Origin of the sequence: Cupriavidus phytohabitans, assembly GCF_017815025.1 — a bacterium.
In the GTDB taxonomy this organism is placed as follows: domain Bacteria; phylum Pseudomonadota; class Gammaproteobacteria; order Burkholderiales; family Burkholderiaceae; genus Cupriavidus.
Map to the genome: position 1 here is coordinate 61,568 of NZ_JAGIQB010000021.1, position 14,917 is coordinate 76,484.

16 protein-coding genes are annotated in these 14,917 nt (G+C 66.7%); 6 read left to right on the forward strand and 10 right to left on the reverse strand.

The window, feature by feature from the left end; all coding sequences use genetic code 11:
- Window positions 1–75 precede the first annotated feature (75 nt).
- Together J8I34_RS16445 and J8I34_RS16450 are read left to right on the forward strand one after the other, a co-directional pair.
- Window positions 76–852 carry a 3-hydroxybutyrate dehydrogenase gene (locus tag J8I34_RS16445; protein WP_029047734.1) on the forward strand — a complete coding sequence of 259 codons (777 nt, stop codon included), beginning with the start codon at window positions 76–78 and terminating at the stop codon, window positions 850–852.
- A gap of 16 nt (window positions 853–868) precedes the next feature.
- Complete coding sequence (locus tag J8I34_RS16450; protein ID WP_029047735.1) at window positions 869–1,357, forward strand: DUF411 domain-containing protein; 489 nt, start codon at window positions 869–871, stop codon at window positions 1,355–1,357.
- Between the two features lie 52 nt (window positions 1,358–1,409).
- Here J8I34_RS16450 and J8I34_RS16455 read toward each other — a convergent pair whose 3' ends face one another.
- The 3 genes from J8I34_RS16455 to J8I34_RS16465 form a co-directional block, all read right to left on the reverse strand.
- Window positions 1,410–1,790, reverse strand: coding sequence for a putative zinc-binding protein (locus J8I34_RS16455; RefSeq protein WP_029047736.1), 381 nt, complete (start codon window positions 1,788–1,790; stop codon window positions 1,410–1,412).
- Window positions 1,791–1,995: 205 nt separating this feature from the next.
- Window positions 1,996–2,634 carry a CoA transferase subunit B gene (locus J8I34_RS16460; RefSeq protein ID WP_029047737.1) on the reverse strand — a complete coding sequence of 213 codons (639 nt, stop codon included), beginning with the start codon at window positions 2,632–2,634 and terminating at the stop codon, window positions 1,996–1,998.
- Window positions 2,635–2,646: 12 nt separating this feature from the next.
- Complete coding sequence (locus tag J8I34_RS16465) at window positions 2,647–3,348, reverse strand: CoA transferase subunit A (protein ID WP_209806456.1); 702 nt, start codon at window positions 3,346–3,348, stop codon at window positions 2,647–2,649.
- 180 nt (window positions 3,349–3,528) lie between these two features.
- On the opposite strand from J8I34_RS16465, the gene J8I34_RS16470 reads away from it, so the two are divergent.
- A complete protein-coding gene (locus J8I34_RS16470; RefSeq protein WP_029047739.1) occupies window positions 3,529–4,074 on the forward strand; it encodes a PAS and helix-turn-helix domain-containing protein in 546 nt (181 codons plus the stop codon).
- A 15-nt stretch (window positions 4,075–4,089) separates the two neighbouring features.
- Here J8I34_RS16470 and J8I34_RS16475 read toward each other — a convergent pair whose 3' ends face one another.
- The 5 genes from J8I34_RS16475 to J8I34_RS16495 form a co-directional block, all read right to left on the reverse strand.
- Entirely contained in the window at window positions 4,090–4,491 is a 402-nt protein-coding gene (locus J8I34_RS16475; protein ID WP_029047740.1) for an acyl-CoA thioesterase, read from the reverse strand.
- Between the two features lie 52 nt (window positions 4,492–4,543).
- Entirely contained in the window at window positions 4,544–5,572 is a 1,029-nt protein-coding gene (locus J8I34_RS16480) for a DctP family TRAP transporter solute-binding subunit (protein ID WP_209770594.1), read from the reverse strand.
- Window positions 5,573–5,634: 62 nt separating this feature from the next.
- Complete coding sequence (locus tag J8I34_RS16485) at window positions 5,635–6,939, reverse strand: TRAP transporter large permease (RefSeq protein ID WP_207951277.1); 1,305 nt, start codon at window positions 6,937–6,939, stop codon at window positions 5,635–5,637.
- Entirely contained in the window at window positions 6,936–7,538 is a 603-nt protein-coding gene (locus J8I34_RS16490; RefSeq protein ID WP_209770603.1) for a TRAP transporter small permease, read from the reverse strand. The genes J8I34_RS16485 and J8I34_RS16490 overlap by 4 nt, the downstream gene beginning before the upstream one ends.
- A gap of 277 nt (window positions 7,539–7,815) precedes the next feature.
- Window positions 7,816–8,601, reverse strand: a complete 786-nt coding sequence (locus J8I34_RS16495; protein ID WP_029049693.1) for an SDR family oxidoreductase — start codon at window positions 8,599–8,601, stop codon at window positions 7,816–7,818.
- A gap of 302 nt (window positions 8,602–8,903) precedes the next feature.
- On the opposite strand from J8I34_RS16495, the gene J8I34_RS16500 reads away from it, so the two are divergent.
- On the forward strand, window positions 8,904–10,592 hold the full coding sequence (locus tag J8I34_RS16500) for an electron transfer flavoprotein-ubiquinone oxidoreductase (protein ID WP_209806457.1): 1,689 nt from the start codon (window positions 8,904–8,906) through the stop codon (window positions 10,590–10,592).
- An 81-nt stretch (window positions 10,593–10,673) separates the two neighbouring features.
- On the opposite strand, the gene J8I34_RS16505 is transcribed toward J8I34_RS16500, so the two are convergent.
- Window positions 10,674–11,579 (reverse strand): flagellar brake protein, encoded by a 906-nt coding sequence (locus J8I34_RS16505; protein WP_209806458.1) that lies wholly within the window; start codon window positions 11,577–11,579, stop codon window positions 10,674–10,676.
- A gap of 246 nt (window positions 11,580–11,825) precedes the next feature.
- Between J8I34_RS16505 and J8I34_RS16510 the strand changes: the two genes are divergently transcribed.
- Entirely contained in the window at window positions 11,826–12,536 is a 711-nt protein-coding gene (locus J8I34_RS16510; RefSeq protein WP_209770616.1) for a FadR/GntR family transcriptional regulator, read from the forward strand.
- 69 nt (window positions 12,537–12,605) lie between these two features.
- The gene (locus J8I34_RS16515; RefSeq protein WP_209770618.1) at window positions 12,606–13,712 is read left to right on the forward strand and encodes an NAD(P)/FAD-dependent oxidoreductase; all 1,107 of its coding nucleotides are present in this window, start codon (window positions 12,606–12,608) and stop codon (window positions 13,710–13,712) included.
- Here the strand turns inward: J8I34_RS16515 and J8I34_RS16520 are convergent.
- Entirely contained in the window at window positions 13,634–14,917 is a 1,284-nt protein-coding gene (locus J8I34_RS16520; RefSeq protein ID WP_245175964.1) for an MFS transporter, read from the reverse strand. The two genes, J8I34_RS16515 and J8I34_RS16520, sit on opposite strands and share 79 nt — an antisense overlap.

Here is a 14,917-nt window from a genome sequence, read left to right on the forward strand (position 1 = left end):
CCAGACCAGGCGGTCCCGGCCACCCCGGGGCTGCCCTTTCCTTCCTGTGGAATCTCTCTCTCGACGGAGGCTTACATGCTCAAAGGCAAGACCGCTCTGGTGACTGGCTCGACCAGCGGTATCGGGCTCGGCATCGCAAAGGCGCTGGCGGCCCAGGGCGCCAGCATCATCGTCAATGGCTTTGGTGATGTGGACGCCGCAAAGAACGAGATCGCGCAGGCCGGCCAGGGCATCAAGGTCGGCTACCACGGCGCGGACATGAGCAAGTCGGCGGAGATCGAGGACATGATGCGCTATGCGCAGGCCGACTTCGGCGGCGCCGACATCCTGGTCAACAATGCCGGCATCCAGCATGTGGCCCCGATCGAGGACTTTCCCACCGAGCGCTGGGACGCCATCATCGCCATCAACCTGACTTCCGCGTTCCACACCACCCGCCTTGCGCTGCCCGGCATGCGCCAGAAGAACTGGGGCCGCATCATCAACGTGGCCTCGGCGCACGGGCTGGTGGCGTCGGCACAGAAATCGGCCTACGTGGCAGCCAAGCACGGCATCGTCGGTTTGACCAAGGTGACCGCGCTGGAAACCGCGCAGACCGGCGTGACCGCCAACGCGATCTGCCCGGGCTGGGTGCTGACGCCGCTGGTGCAGAAGCAGGTCGAAGCCCGCGCGCAGAAGGAAGGCATCCCGGTCGAGCAGGCCAAGCGTGAGCTGGTGCTGGAGAAGCAGCCCTCGGGCGAGTTCGTGACGCCCGACGAACTGGGCGCGCTGGCCGTGTTCCTGTCATCGGACGCGGCCCGGCAGGTGCGCGGCGCGATCTGGAACATGGATGGCGGCTGGGTGGCGCAGTAAGGCGCAAGGAGCAACGATGCAACGACGACGTTTTCTCGGCACCCTGGGCGCGCTGGCGCTCGGCACGCTCGCCGTGGGCGTGCTGGGGCCCGCGGCCGATGCGTTCGCGCAGGCCAGGCCACTCGCCATCGATGTCTACAAGAGCCCGCTGTGCGGGTGCTGCGAGGAATGGGTCAAGCACCTGCGCGCCAATGGCTTCGCCGTGACGGTGCATGACGTCGAGGATACCGGCGAATACCGCAAGCGCTTCGGCATGCCGGAACGCTTCGGCTCCTGCCATACCGGCCATATCGGCGGCTATGCGATCGAGGGACACGTGCCGGCCGCCGATATCCGCAAGCTGCTGGCCGCCAAGCCCAAGGCGGTCGGGCTGGCGGTGCCGGGCATGCCGGTCGGCTCGCCGGGTATGGAACAGGGCCCGCGCAAGGATCCCTTCGACGTGCTGCTGGTCAAGGCCGACGGCGCGGCGTCGGTGTTCACCCGTTACAACAAGCCGGCGGCCTGACGCACCGCCTTGCCGGATGCGCCGCCGCGCGTCCGGCCTGCCTTACGCTGGCCTACGCACCCGCAAGGCTTTCCAGAGCCGCCTCGACTTCCCGCCACACCGCCTCGGTCTCGCCCTCGGTGCATTCGCCGTGCTGGCGCTTGACCGCACCCAGCCGGTTCAGCACCAGGTGCTGGTTCGGCACCACGCCCACGTTTGCCAGGCAAGCCTGCACGCAAGCCAGCGGGCAGCCGTCCAGCGCCAGGATCGGCCGGCCCGATTGCGCCACGCGCGTCAGCGCCGGCACGCCGCCACCCACGCCGCTGATGCACGACATTTCCGCGCGGCCGCCGCGGTCCAGCCGCACCGCGCAGGCATTGGCCAGTTGCGCCACGCTGGAGCAGCCGGAGCAGGCGTACACCAGTGGCAGGGATCGGGTTGGGGAAGCCGGCATCGCGCACCTTCCGAAAGGACTTGTGTTGGCAGGACCACGCCTGCTGGGAATCGGCCAGCATAGTGACTTGTGCGGGAGCGGGCCATTCGCCGATAGAGCTAGCCCGCACAGCCGATCGGCGTAGTCGGTTACCCCAGCGCCAAAATGAAAAAGCCCTGTGGCGCAATGCGCTACAGGGCCCGTCAGGCAATGGCCGAAGGCTTGCTTACAGCAGCGGCGCCCCGGTCTTCGCCTGAATTTCCTCGCGGCTGACGCCCGGTGCGGTTTCGACCAGCTTCAGGCCGTCGGCAGTCACGTCCATCACGCCCAGGTCGGTGATGATGCGATTGACCACGCCCACGCCGGTCAGCGGCAGGTTGCACTGCTTCAGGATCTTGATGTCCTCGGTGCCGTCCTTCTTCTTGGCGGTGTGCTCCATCAGCACCACCACGCGGCCGACACCGGCGACCAGGTCCATCGCGCCGCCCATGCCCTTGACCATTTTGCCCGGGATCATCCAGTTGGCGAGGTCACCCTTCTCGCTGACCTGCATTGCGCCCAGGATGGCCAGGTTGATGTGGCCGCCGCGGATCATCGCGAACGAGTCGGCCGACGAGAAGATCGACGAACCCGGCAGCGTCGTCACGGTCTGCTTGCCGGCGTTGATCATGTCGGCGTCGACCTGGTCTTCGGTCGGGAACGGGCCGATGCCAAGCAGGCCGTTTTCGGACTGCAGCCACACTTCCATGCCCTCGGGCACCCAGTTGGCGACCAGCGTCGGCAGGCCGATGCCCAGGTTGACGTAGAAACCGTCCTGCAGCTCGGCCGCGGCGCGCGCGGCCATTTCGTCACGTGTCCATGCCATGATGGTGTCTCCTTAGCTGGCCGCGCGCACGGTGCGCTGCTCGATGCGTTTCTCGGGGTTGGTGTTCAGCACCAGGCGCTTCACGAAGATGCCGGCGAGGTGGATCTCGTCCGGGTCCAGCTCGCCGGTCTCGACGATGTGCTCGACCTCGGCCACGGTGAACTTGCCCGCCATCGCGCACATCGGGTTGAAGTTGCGCGCGGTGCGGCGGAACACCAGGTTGCCGGCCTTGTCGGCCTTCCAGGCCTTGACCAGCGCCACGTCGGCGGTCAGCGAACGCTCCATCACGTATTGCTCGCCGTTGAACTCGCGGATTTCCTTGCCTTCGGCGACAACGGTGCCGACACCGGTCTTGGTGAAGAAGGCGGGGATGCCGGAGCCGCCGGCACGCAGCTTCTCTGCCAGCGTGCCCTGCGGCGTGAATTCCAGCTCGAGTTCGCCCGCCAGGTACTGGCGCTCGAATTCCTTGTTCTCGCCCACGTAGGACGAGATCATCTTCTTGATCTGGCGGGTGGCCAGCAGCAGCCCCAGGCCGAAGCCATCGACGCCGGCGTTGTTGGAGATGCAGGTCAGCTGTTTGGCGCCGCTGTCGCGCAGCGCACCGATCAGTGCCTCGGGAATGCCGCACAGGCCGAAACCGCCAACGGCGATCGTCTGGCCGTCGCGGACGACGCCTGCAAGCGCTTCTGCGGCGCTGGCGTAGACCTTGTTCATGTTCGCTCCTTCCTCGGTAGTTCCTCGGGGTTTCGCTGTCGTGCTTCCGCCGCCGGCTTGTGCGGTGGGCGACGCAGGGAAATTGTAACGGTACAATCGGCGACAACCGCCGTCTCTCGTCCGACCGACAGGATACGCAAGCCGCGCCGGCAACGCCATTACGTAAAAATACATAAGCAGATGCCCGCCATCGACTACCAGACCGCTTTCCAGCTCGCCCCCGTGGGCCTGGTGCTGTCACGCGAGCGCGTGATCGAGGACTGCAACGAAGAAGTCTGCCGCATCTTCGGCACCACGCGCGAGGCCCTGTTGGGGCAGTCGTTCCAGGTGCTCTACCCCACCGTCGACGAGTTCGAGCGCACCGGCGCCCGCATTGCGCCGATCATGAACAGGCATGGGATGTATTCGGACGAGCGCATCATGAAGCGCGCTGGCGGCGAGCTGTTCTGGTGCCATGTCACCGGCCGCGCGCTGGACCGCGCGCAGCCGCTGGGCGCGGGGATCTGGACCTTTGAAGACCTGTCGCAGAAGCGGCAGGTGACGGCGGAGCTGACCGCGCGCGAACGCGAGATCGCGGCGCAGCTGGTGGAAGGCAAGACCAGCAAGCAGATCGGCAAGCTGCTGGCGATCAGCCCGCGCACGGTGGACATCTACCGGGCGCGGCTGATGAAGAAGTACGGGGCGAGTACGTCGGTGGATCTGGTCCAGCGGTTGGTCAACCACTGAGCGCAGCCAGCCGCGTCAGCCTTCGATGATCGCCCGAATCTCCGCAGGCACCGGCACCGATTTCTCCAACGCATAATCGCACCACACCACCTTGGCCCCACCCTCGGCCCACACCACGTCGGGCAGATCGGTGCGGCGGATTTCCATGCGCGTTTCGAAACTGGTGCGCCCCAGTTGCCCCGCATAAACGCGGCATTCGATATCGCCCGGATAGCGCAGCTGCTTCAGGAAGGTCATATGGGCATTGATGATGACCGGCCCCTGCCCTCGCGCATCCTTGCCGCCGCGCCCCAGCGACGCGAACCACTCGATGCGCGCCTGCTCCAGATACTGGAAATAGATGGTGTTGTTGACATGGCCCATCGCATCCATGTCGCCCCAGCGGATCGGCATGACCACCGTATAGACGTGTTTCATCACAACCTCCAATGCAACAGGCCCGCCAACACTGGCGGGCCTGCTTCATGACTTAGCGCTTGGCGATCGCGCCTTCGGCCTTGGTCACCAGGTCGGTGCCGATCTGCTTTTTCCACTTGTCGTAGACCTTGGCGGTCGCCTTGCGGAAGGCATCATGCTCGGCCGGCGTCAGATGCGTGACCTTGACGCCGTGGGCTTCCATGTCCTTCCAGGCGGGCGCGCCGGCCTCGGCCAGGCCCTTGCGGGCCAGCGCGATTTCCTGCTTGCCGGCGTCGATGGCGGCCTGCTTGACGATCTCGCGGTCGGCCGGGGTCCAGCTTTCCCAGATCTGCTTGTTGACCACGAAGATCAGCGGGTCAGCCACGTAACCCCAGGCCGTGACGAACTTCTGGCCGACCGTGTACAGCTTGGCGGCAGCGAACACCGACTGCGGGTTCTCCTGGCCGTCGACCGCGCCCGAGGCCATCGCCGGCTGCGCGTCGGCCCAGCTCATCTGGGTCGGGTTGGCGCCCAGCGCGTTGAAGGTCTCGATGTACAGCGGCGAGCCGACTACGCGCAGCTTCAGCCCCTTGAGGTCTTCCGGCTTGCGGATCTCGCGCTTGGAGTTCGACACCTCGCGGAAACCGTTCTCGCCCCAGGCCAGCGGCACCACGCCGGCCTTTTCCAGCGTGGTGAAGATCGACTTGCCGACTTCGCCCTGCGTCAGCGCATCCAGTGCCTTGTAGTCGGGCATCAGGAACGGCAGCGAGAACAGGTTAAGTTCCTTGACCTGCGGCGACCAGTTGATGGTCGAGCCGACGGCCATGTCGATCACGCCCTGGCGGATGGCCGAGAACTCGCGGGTCTGGTCGCCGGCCACCAGCGAGGTGCCCGGGTACAGCTTGATATTGATGCGGCCATTGGTGCGCTGCTTGACCAGGTCAGCCCAGATCTCGCCGCCCTTGCCCCACGGGAAAGCCGGGCCGAGTACCAGCGACATCTTGTACTCGGACTTGTAGGTCTGGGCCATCGCGCCGGCGGGGGCGAAGGCGGAAGCGGCAATGGCGGCAGCCGTTGCGAGCATCAGGGCACGACGTTTCATTTCATCTCCTCTCGGGAAAGTGTCAGTTCTTGTTTGTGAATGCGCAAAGAAGTCAACGGCGATCAATAGCCGAGGTATTCCGGCAGCCAGGTCGCCAGCGGCGGATAGGCCAGCACCATCAGCATGGCGATGAACATCGCCAGCAGCATCCAGATCACCCAGGGCACGGTTTCTTCCATGCGCACGCGGGCGATCCGGCACGACACCATCAGGTTCACGGCCAGCGGCGGCGTGAACTGGCCAAGCGCCACTTTCAGCGTCAGCACCACGCCGAACCACACCGGGTTCCAGTGGAAGGCATTGGCGATCGGCAGCAGCAGCGGCACGAAGATCAGGAAGATCGAGATGCCGTCCAGGAACATGCCGACCGTCATCAGCAGCAGCACGATCAGCGCGAGCACGCCGTACTCACCCAGGCCAGAGGTGGCGATTGCCTGCGCCAGCGGATCGATCACGCCCAGCGTCGACAGCGCATAGGCAAAGATGCCGGCCAGCGCCACCACGAGCAGGATCACGGCAGAGGTTTCGGCCGCTTCCTGGAAGATCGTGAACAGGTCGCGCATGCCGATGCTGCGGTACACCACCATGCCGACGAAGAGGCCATAGACGACAGCCACCACGGCGGCTTCGGTCGGCGTGAACCAGCCCGCGCGCATGCCGCCGAGGATCAGGAACGGCGCCACCAGGCCCCATGCCGCTTCGCGCAGGCTCTTCCAGAACGGCGGGCGCGGCAGCGCGGCTTCGGCGGCGCCCATGTTGTGCTTGCGCGCCAGCCACACCGCCGGCACGATCAGCGCGACGCCGGCCAGCACGCCGGGGATCATGCCCGCGGCGAACAGCGCCGGCACCGACGCCCCGGGCACCAGCACGCTGTAGATGATGAAGGCCACCGACGGCGGGATCAGGATGTCGGTCGCGGCCGCCGCGCCGACCACCGCGGCGCTGTACGAGCCCGGATAGCCGGCACGCGACATCGCCGCGATCATCACCCCGCCGACCGCGGCCGCATTGGCCGGGCCCGAACCGGAAATGCCGCCAAGGAACATCGCCACCAGGATCGCCACCAGCGGCAGCATGCCCGGTCCGCGCCCGACCACGGCAATGGCAAAGGTCACCAGCCGCTGCGCCACGCCGGAACGGTCGAAGATCGACCCCACCAGCACGAACATGGGAATCGCCAGCAGCGGGTACTTGGCCAGTCCGGCGTAGAAGTTCTGCGGCACGGCCAGCAGGCCGAACATCTGGGTATCCAGGTTGGACAGGCCGATCGCGACCAGCCCACCCAGCCCCAGCGACACGCCGATGGGCACGCCCAGCAGCATCAGGCCGATAAAGACCACGAACAGGATGATGGCAACCAGCGTCATTGCGCACGCTCCTTCGCGGCCCTGTTCTCTTCATGCAGCGCCTTGAGCGCGCGCACGTTGCGCACCAGCAGGCCCAGCGCGCGCAGCGAGATGCCGGCCGACAGCACCGGCAGCCAGATCGAGTACCACCAGCTTGGCACGCCGATGCCGGGCGAGGTTTCGCCAAAGGCGTACTCATCCCATGTAATGCGCGCGCCCAGCACCGCCAGCGCGATGAACATCACCGCCACCGCCAGTGCCGACAGGATCGCCAGCCGGCGCTGGCGCGCCGCGCTGCCGCGCTCAAAAAAGAATTCAATGCGGATATTGCGATCGCGCGCCACCGCCGCGCTGCCGGCGACCAGCGCCAGCACGATCATCAGGAAGACCGAGAATTCCTCGGTCCAGGCAAACGACTCGTCGGTGAAATACCGGACTACCACGTTGGCGAAGGTGATGCCGACCAGCAGCAGCATCACGATCACGCCGATCCAGTCCTCGAGGCGGGGTGAAACCCGGAATTCAGTGTCCTGCGCTTCGTCTGCCGCCTGCGGGATCACCGCGGAATCGACGACGTGTTGCGGCACGGCATTGCGCCGTGCTTCTTCTTGTTGCTCCATCTCCCCGGCCTCCGGTCCAGGGCCGCTTGGGCCAGGCGGCCACTGCGGCATTTTTTACTTGTATGTAAAGACTTAGTCTAAAGACATGGCGGATTATGCCAAGACTGGCACACCGCGCATCAACTTTCTTTTATCGGAAACTGGAAGCCGCGCTCGAAAGCCCGCCCCAAGGGGACCGGATAAGCCCTGGGGTGGCCATTGGCGATGCTCCGCCGCACGCTTGTGGCGCGCGGGCGGGAGCGGTGGAAAGCGGGCGGCGCGGCGCCGGCGGCCGGGCTCAGACCATGCCGTCGTCGGCGGTGATCACGGCGCCGTTGATGAATTGCGACTGGTCGGACGCCAGCAGCAACAGCAGGCCGTCGAGATCGTCGGGCTTGCCCAGGCGCTTGCGCGGCAGCATCTGGATCAGTTTCTGGCCGGCGTCCGAATCCCAGTGGTGGTGGTTGATCTCGGTATCGATATAGCCGGGACAGATCGCATTGGTATTGATGCCGTGGCGCGCCCATTCAAGCGCCATGGCCTTGGTCATGTGCACCACCGACGCCTTGCTCATGCAATAGATGCCGATTTGCGACAGCACCTTCAGGCCGGCCACCGACGCGACATTGACGATGCGCGCCTGCGGCAGCGGACTGCCGTTCTTCTCGGCGCCCTTGGCCCGGGCAATCATGCGCTTGGCGACTTCCTGCGCGACGAAGAAGGCGCCGCGCGTATTGGTGTCGAAGACAAAATCGAAATCGTCCGGGGTCACATCGGTCAGCTTCTGCGTCGTCGACACGCCCGAATTGTTGACCAGGATGTCGATCGAGCCGGCTTCGGTTTCCGCATGCGCCACGGCGGCGCGGATACTGTCCGGATCGGTGACGTCCAGCCGCACCACGTGCGCGCTGCCACCCTCGGCCTCGATCGCCGCGCGCAGTTCCTTGAGCCGCTCGGTGCGGCGCGAGGCCAGCACAACCTTGGCCCCGGCGGCGGCCAGCACCGTAGCGAAACGCGAGCCGAGCCCGCTCGAGGCGCCGGTGACCAGCGCTACCTTGCCTTCCAGATTGATCGACAAACCCATGATGACCTCTTGTGCGGGCGCCCTTCCAGCCTCTTCGGGTGCGGAAGGCAGCATATCGAAAAAAAGAACGACCGTTCCAAAAAAATCCTTGCCTGTGGGTGGCGAGTCCCGGACAATGCCGGAGATTCTAAGAACTTGGCCTGCAAAGCGAAAGAGGGAAAACGAGCGATCCGGCCGGCTATCGGCCGCAAACAGCCGTCAAAATCCCTTGCCATGCCCCGCCGGCGCAAGTTCGAGCAGAACGGTCACCGCACTTCCCACAATTGCATAGCTAGCAGCAAAGAAATAGAGGGTTAGAGACAATGGATCAGCAACAGCTCCTGGAGCAGTTCGGCCCGCGTGAAGCCATGGAATACGACGTGGTCGTCGTTGGCGGCGGCCCCGCCGGCCTGGCCACGGCCATCCGCCTGAAGCAACTCGCGCAGGAGAAAGGCAGCGACGTCAACGTATGCGTGCTGGAAAAGGGTTCCGAACCCGGCGCGCATATCCTGTCGGGCGCCATCATGGATCCGCGCGCCCTCAACGAGCTGATCCCGAACTGGCAAGAGCTGGGCGCGCCGCTGAACCAGCCGGTCACCGAAGACAAGTTCCTGTTCCTGAACGAGTCGGGCTCGAAGGGCACGCCGCCCGCGCTGCTGCCCGAGTGCTTCCACAACCACGGCAACTACATCGTCAGCCTGTCGAACTTCGTGCGCTGGCTGGGCCAGCAGGCCGAGGCGCTGGGCGTCGAGATCTTCCCGGGCTTCCCCGCCGCCGAGGTGCTGTACAACGAAGACGGCTCGGTCAAGGGCGTGGCCACCGGCAACATGGGCATCAGCAAGGAAGGCGAGCCCACCGACAACTTCCAGCTCGGCATGGAACTGCATGCCAAGTACACCATCTTCGCCGAAGGCGCGCGCGGCCACCTGGGCAGGCAGCTGATCGACAAGTTCGGCCTGGATGCCGGCAAGGATCCGCAGAGCTACGGCATCGGCCTGAAGGAACTGTGGGAAATCGACCCGGCCAAGCACAAGCCCGGCCTGGTGGTGCACACCGCCGGCTGGCCGCTGGACCCGGCCACCTATGGCGGCTCGTTCCTGTACCACATGGAAGACAACAAGGTCGCGGTCGGCTTTGTGGTCGGCCTGGACTACACCAACCCTTGGCTGTCGCCGTTCGAGGAATTCCAGCGCTTCAAGACGCACCCGGAAATCCGCCAGTACTTCGAGGGCGGCAAGCGCCTGTCGTACGGCGCGCGCGCCATCACCGCCGGCGGCCTGCTGTCGCTGCCCAAGACCGTGTTCCCGGGCGGCGCGCTGGTCGGCTGCGATGCCGGCTACCTGAACGCCTCGCGCATCAAGGGCAGCCACGCCGCGATCAAGACCGGCATGCTGGCCGCCGAGGCCGCCTATGACGCGCTGCAGGGCGGCCGCCAGCACGACGAGCTGACCGCCTACCCCGCCGCGTTCGAGCAAAGCTGGCTGTACAAGGAGCTGCTGCAGGCCAAGAACTTCAAGCAGTGGTTCAAGAAGGGCCGCACCACCGCGACGCTGATGACCGGCATCGAGCAATGGCTGCTGCCCAAGCTGGGCATCCGCAACCCGCCCTGGACCATCCACCGCGTCAAGCCGGACCATGTGTACCTGAAGCCGGCGGCCGAGTGCGAGAAGATCGTCTACCCGAAGCCGGACGGCAAGCTGACCTTCGACCGCCTCAGCTCGGTGTTCATCAGCAACACCAACCACGAGGAAAACCAGCCGGCGCACCTGACGCTGAAGGACGCCAGCGTGCCGGTCAGCATCAACTGGGACAAGTACGCCGGCCCCGAGTCGCGCTACTGCCCGGCGGGTGTGTACGAGTTCGTGCAGGACGAGACCTCGGGCAAGGAACGGCTGCAGATCAACGCGCAGAACTGCGTGCACTGCAAGACCTGCGATATCAAGGATCCGACACAGAACATCGTGTGGGTCACGCCGGAAGGCGGCGGCGGTCCGAACTACGTCGGCATGTAAGGCCCCCGGGCGCGCAAGCGCCTGGCGCATGGAACGGCACCGGTTTCCCCGGTGCCGTTTTTTATTTCTTGCGGCCGCCGGCTACAGCGGCAGTCGCGTCGTGGACAGCAGCTGTTCGTAGATGTAGCACTGCAGCAGCGTCATCTCGCGCTCTGCCAGCACGTCGAAGGCCACACCGAAGGCCGGGAAATCGGTATCGTCCTGGCTCGCTGCACCCGGCGCCACCCGGACCCAGCCGTCGACCATGACTTCGCTGTCGAATGAGGCGGCCCGCAGCTGGAAGCGCAGCCGCACGCGGCTGCCCGGGGCGGGCGAAGGCGCGGTGGTCTGCACCAGCGCACCACCGGTGCTGAGGTCGGACAGCAGCGCCAGCCGGGCCGCACCCGCCCGAACCGCGACGGCCACGGCCACGGCATGATCGCCATCGTCGTCCTCCGGGGGCCGGGTCAGGTATGCCGCCAGCCGCGTCGGCACGCGCGCCGCCTTGCGGACCGGGGTTGCGTGCAGGTTGGTCGGCGCCGACAGCACCAGGTAGCGGAACGGACTGCGGCAGACCGCGGTGATGGTCGAGGTAAAGCTGTGGATCGCCTGGCCCGAAAAGCCGCGCAGCAGCACGGTGGCGCCCGCCTGCAGCGGCAAGTCGCACCCGCCCAGTTGCGGCCAGGTCACGAACAGCCCCTGATCGATAAAGCCGATCAGGCGGCTCGCGGCGGCGCGTGCGGAGTCGCCTTCATGCTTGACGTGGAGCAGCGTGCCGACCTGCAGGCCGAACGGCCCGGGCGCCGTGCGCGTGCCGGCATCGTCTGTGTCGTCGGTGTCATCGCTATTGCCGGCGCGGCAGACCACGCCATGGCGGAACACCAGCGCGAGGTCGCGCGCATCGGGGATGATGCTGCCGCTGCCGAGCACCAGGTTGCCTTCGCCGTCAAGCAGCGACCAGGGCAGCGGGTGTCCGACCGGAAGATCGTTGGGAGTGAGCTGGATCATGGCTGTTTGCAAAGGGCCCCCGCGTTTGTCGCCGCGCGTGGGGCATGGCAAACCCACGGCGGAGCTGCCGGGCAGTATCCGCCACCTGTATCAGGGTTTTATCGGCCAAAAAGCAGCAGAAGTTGAGCGGATGCCGATGGGCCTAGGCCGTCATATGTAGCACCCGCCCTCTGCGGAAGGCTTGACGCGCGACAACTTCGGCACCACAATCGCATAAAGCTGTCTGACAGCCTGACATATCCAGCCATGACCCTGCACCGCCCGGCCTCGCTAGCCAGCCGCATTGCCCAGTCCTTGCACGACGCCATCCTCGCCGGCCGCTACGCCGCGGGCGCACGCCTGCCCGCCGAAGCAAGCCTGGCCGACACCTTCGGCGTGAGCCGGCCGATCGTGCGCGAGGCTATTGCCCAACTCAAGGCCGATGGCGTACTGGTCACGCGCAAGGGCTCTGGCGCCTTTGTTTCGGAAACCCCGGGCGGCCAGGCCTGGCGCGTGGCGAGCGCGCCGGATGGCGGGCCCACGCTGGCGCAGCTTTTCGAGTTGCGCCGCGTGGTCGAAACCGCCTGCGCCGAGATGGCGGCCGAGCGCCGCACCACGGCCGACGTCGACGCGATCCGCGCCGCACTCGCGACCATGCAGGCACAGGCCGACGGCCATGGCGACATGGCCATGTCGGCCGCGGCCGACATGGCCTTCCACCACGCCATCGCCGAAGCCGCGCACAACCCCTGCTTCACCGGCCTCACCGATTTCGTCAGCCAGCAGATGCTGGCGGCACGGCAGCGGGCCTGGGAGAACACCGCGCGGCTCGGCGCCGCTACCGGCGCTCCGCGTGCCGCCGACACCGAACACACGGCGCTGGCCGACGCCATCGCCGCCGGCAATGCCCCCGCGGCGCGCGAGGCCGCGCAACGGCACCTGTCCGCAGCGGCCGCGCGGCTGGGCCTGGCGGGCTGAATCCCGCCACACATCGACCAGCACTGCATAACCAGCACTGCAACAAACCACAGCAACAAGGAAACGAGCATGGAAAAGGTGGACTGCGTCGTCATCGGCGCTGGTGTCGTAGGACTGGCGGCCGCGCGCGCCCTCGCCCTGCAAGGCCGCGAGGTGATCATCCTGGAAGCCGAGAACGCCTTCGGCACCATCACCAGCGCTCGCAACAGCGAAGTCATCCACGCCGGCATCTACTACCCCGCCGGTTCGCTGAAGGCAGAGTTGTGCGTGCGCGGCAAGGCCATGCTGTACGACTACTGCGCCACGCACCACGTCGAGCACCAGCGCTGCGGCAAGCTGATCGTCGCCACCAGCGAGGCGCAAGTGGCCACGCTCGACGGCATCCGCGCCAAGGCCGCGGCCAACGGCGTCGGCGACCTGCGGCTGCTCTCGCGCGACGAAGCGCAGGCACTGGAACCGCAGCTGCAATGCCATGCCGCACTGCTGTCGCCCTCCACCGGCATTGTCGACAGCCACGGCCTGATGACCGCGCTGCTGGGCGATGCCGAGAACGCAGGTGCGATGCTGGCCGTGCAGTCGCCGGTGCTGGGCGGCGCGGTCACGGCGGACGGGATTCGGCTGGAAGTGGGCAGCGAGGATGGCGGCGCCACCACGCTGCTGGCGCGCACGGTGGTGAACTCGGCCGGCCTGACCGCGCCGGAACTGGCGCGCCGCCTCGATGGCATGCCCGAGGCCCATATCCCGCCGCAGTACTATGCCAAGGGCTGCTATTTCACGCTGGCCGGGCGCGCCCCGTTCTCGCGGCTGATCTATCCGGTGCCCGAGGCCGCTGGCCTGGGCGTGCACCTGACGCTGGACCTGGGTGGCCAGGCACGCTTCGGCCCCAATGTGCGCTGGATCGACGACATCGAGTACAGCGTCGACCCGTCCGATGCCGACAGCTTCTATGACGAAGTGCGGCGCTACTGGCCGGGACTGGCCGATAACTCGCTGCAGCCGGGCTATGCGGGCATCCGCCCCAAGATCAGCGGCCCGCGCGAAGTGGCGGCGGATTTCCGCATCGACGGCCCCGCCGTGCACGGCGTGCCGGGGCTGGTTCACCTGTTCGGCATCGAGTCGCCGGGGTTGACCTCGTCGCTGGCGATCGCCGAGCGCGTCTGCGCCGCGCTGGCCTGAAGCGCATCGCCGCCTGCCGCACCTTCCGCGCGGAAGCTCATCGCCGCGCAGAAGGCACCAGCCGCCGCGGCCACGGCGGCCAGCCCGAAGGTGTGTTCCGGCGCCAGCGCATTCCAGGTCCAGCCCATCACCAGCCCGCCGAGCGTGCCGCCGACGCCGTAGGAAATCCCCGTGTACAGCGCCTGCCCGCGCCCCTGCAACGGGCCGGCAAACCATGCCTGCAGCCGCTTCAGGCTGGCGCTGTGGTGCGCGGCGAAGGTGGCCGCGTGCAGCACCTGCACCAGCGCCATCAGCCAGGCAAACTGCGCGAAGTAGCCGGTCAGGCCGAAGCGGACCGCCGCCAGCACGAAAGTGCCCGCCAGGATGGTGCGCAGCGCGAAACGCGCGAACAACAGGCCCTGGTAATAGAAGAAGACGATTTCGGCGACCACGCCGATGGTCCACATCACCCCGATGGCGAACTTGCCGTAGCCGAGCTTCTCCAGCCACAGCGAATAGAACACGTACAGCGCGGCGTGCGCGAACATCATCAGGAAGGCCGACGCCAGGAACCATGCCACGTCCGGCCGGCGCAGCAGCGGCAGCGCGCGCGGCGCGGGCAGGCGCGGCCCGTCGTCGGCGGCATCGCGCATGGTCAGCACCACGCCCGCCAGGATCGCCAGCAAGCCGCTGGCCACCCACGGGAACGCGCGCATGCCGACCGCCTCGAACAGCGCCCCGCCGGCCAGCACCGCGCCGATAAAGCCGACCGAGCCGAACATGCGGATGCGGCCATAGCTATGGTCGAAGGCGCCATGGCGGCGCAGCGTGGAGATGGTGAGGGCATCGCCCAGCGGCGACATCGCGCTGGTAAGCAGGCTCAGCGTCAGCATCATCGCCATCATGCCGCCGTAGCTGCCCACGCCGGGCAGCATCAGGAACGCCAGCAGCGAGGTGAACGCGCTCACGCGCAGGACGCGCACGCGCGTGTGCATCACGTCGGAGAGCCAGCCCCACAGGTAGGGTCCGACGATGCGGCTGACCTGGAAGCTGGCCATCAGCACGCCGATCTGCACGGGATTGAAACCGCGATCGGCGAAATACAGGCTCACGTACGGCGAGATGACGCCGACGTAGCCGTAGTAGCCGAGATAGAAAAGCCCGAAGCGGGCGTAGTCCGGGCGAGCGGTGCCAGTGGCCCCGCCCGCCCCAGGCAGCGGAGTCAA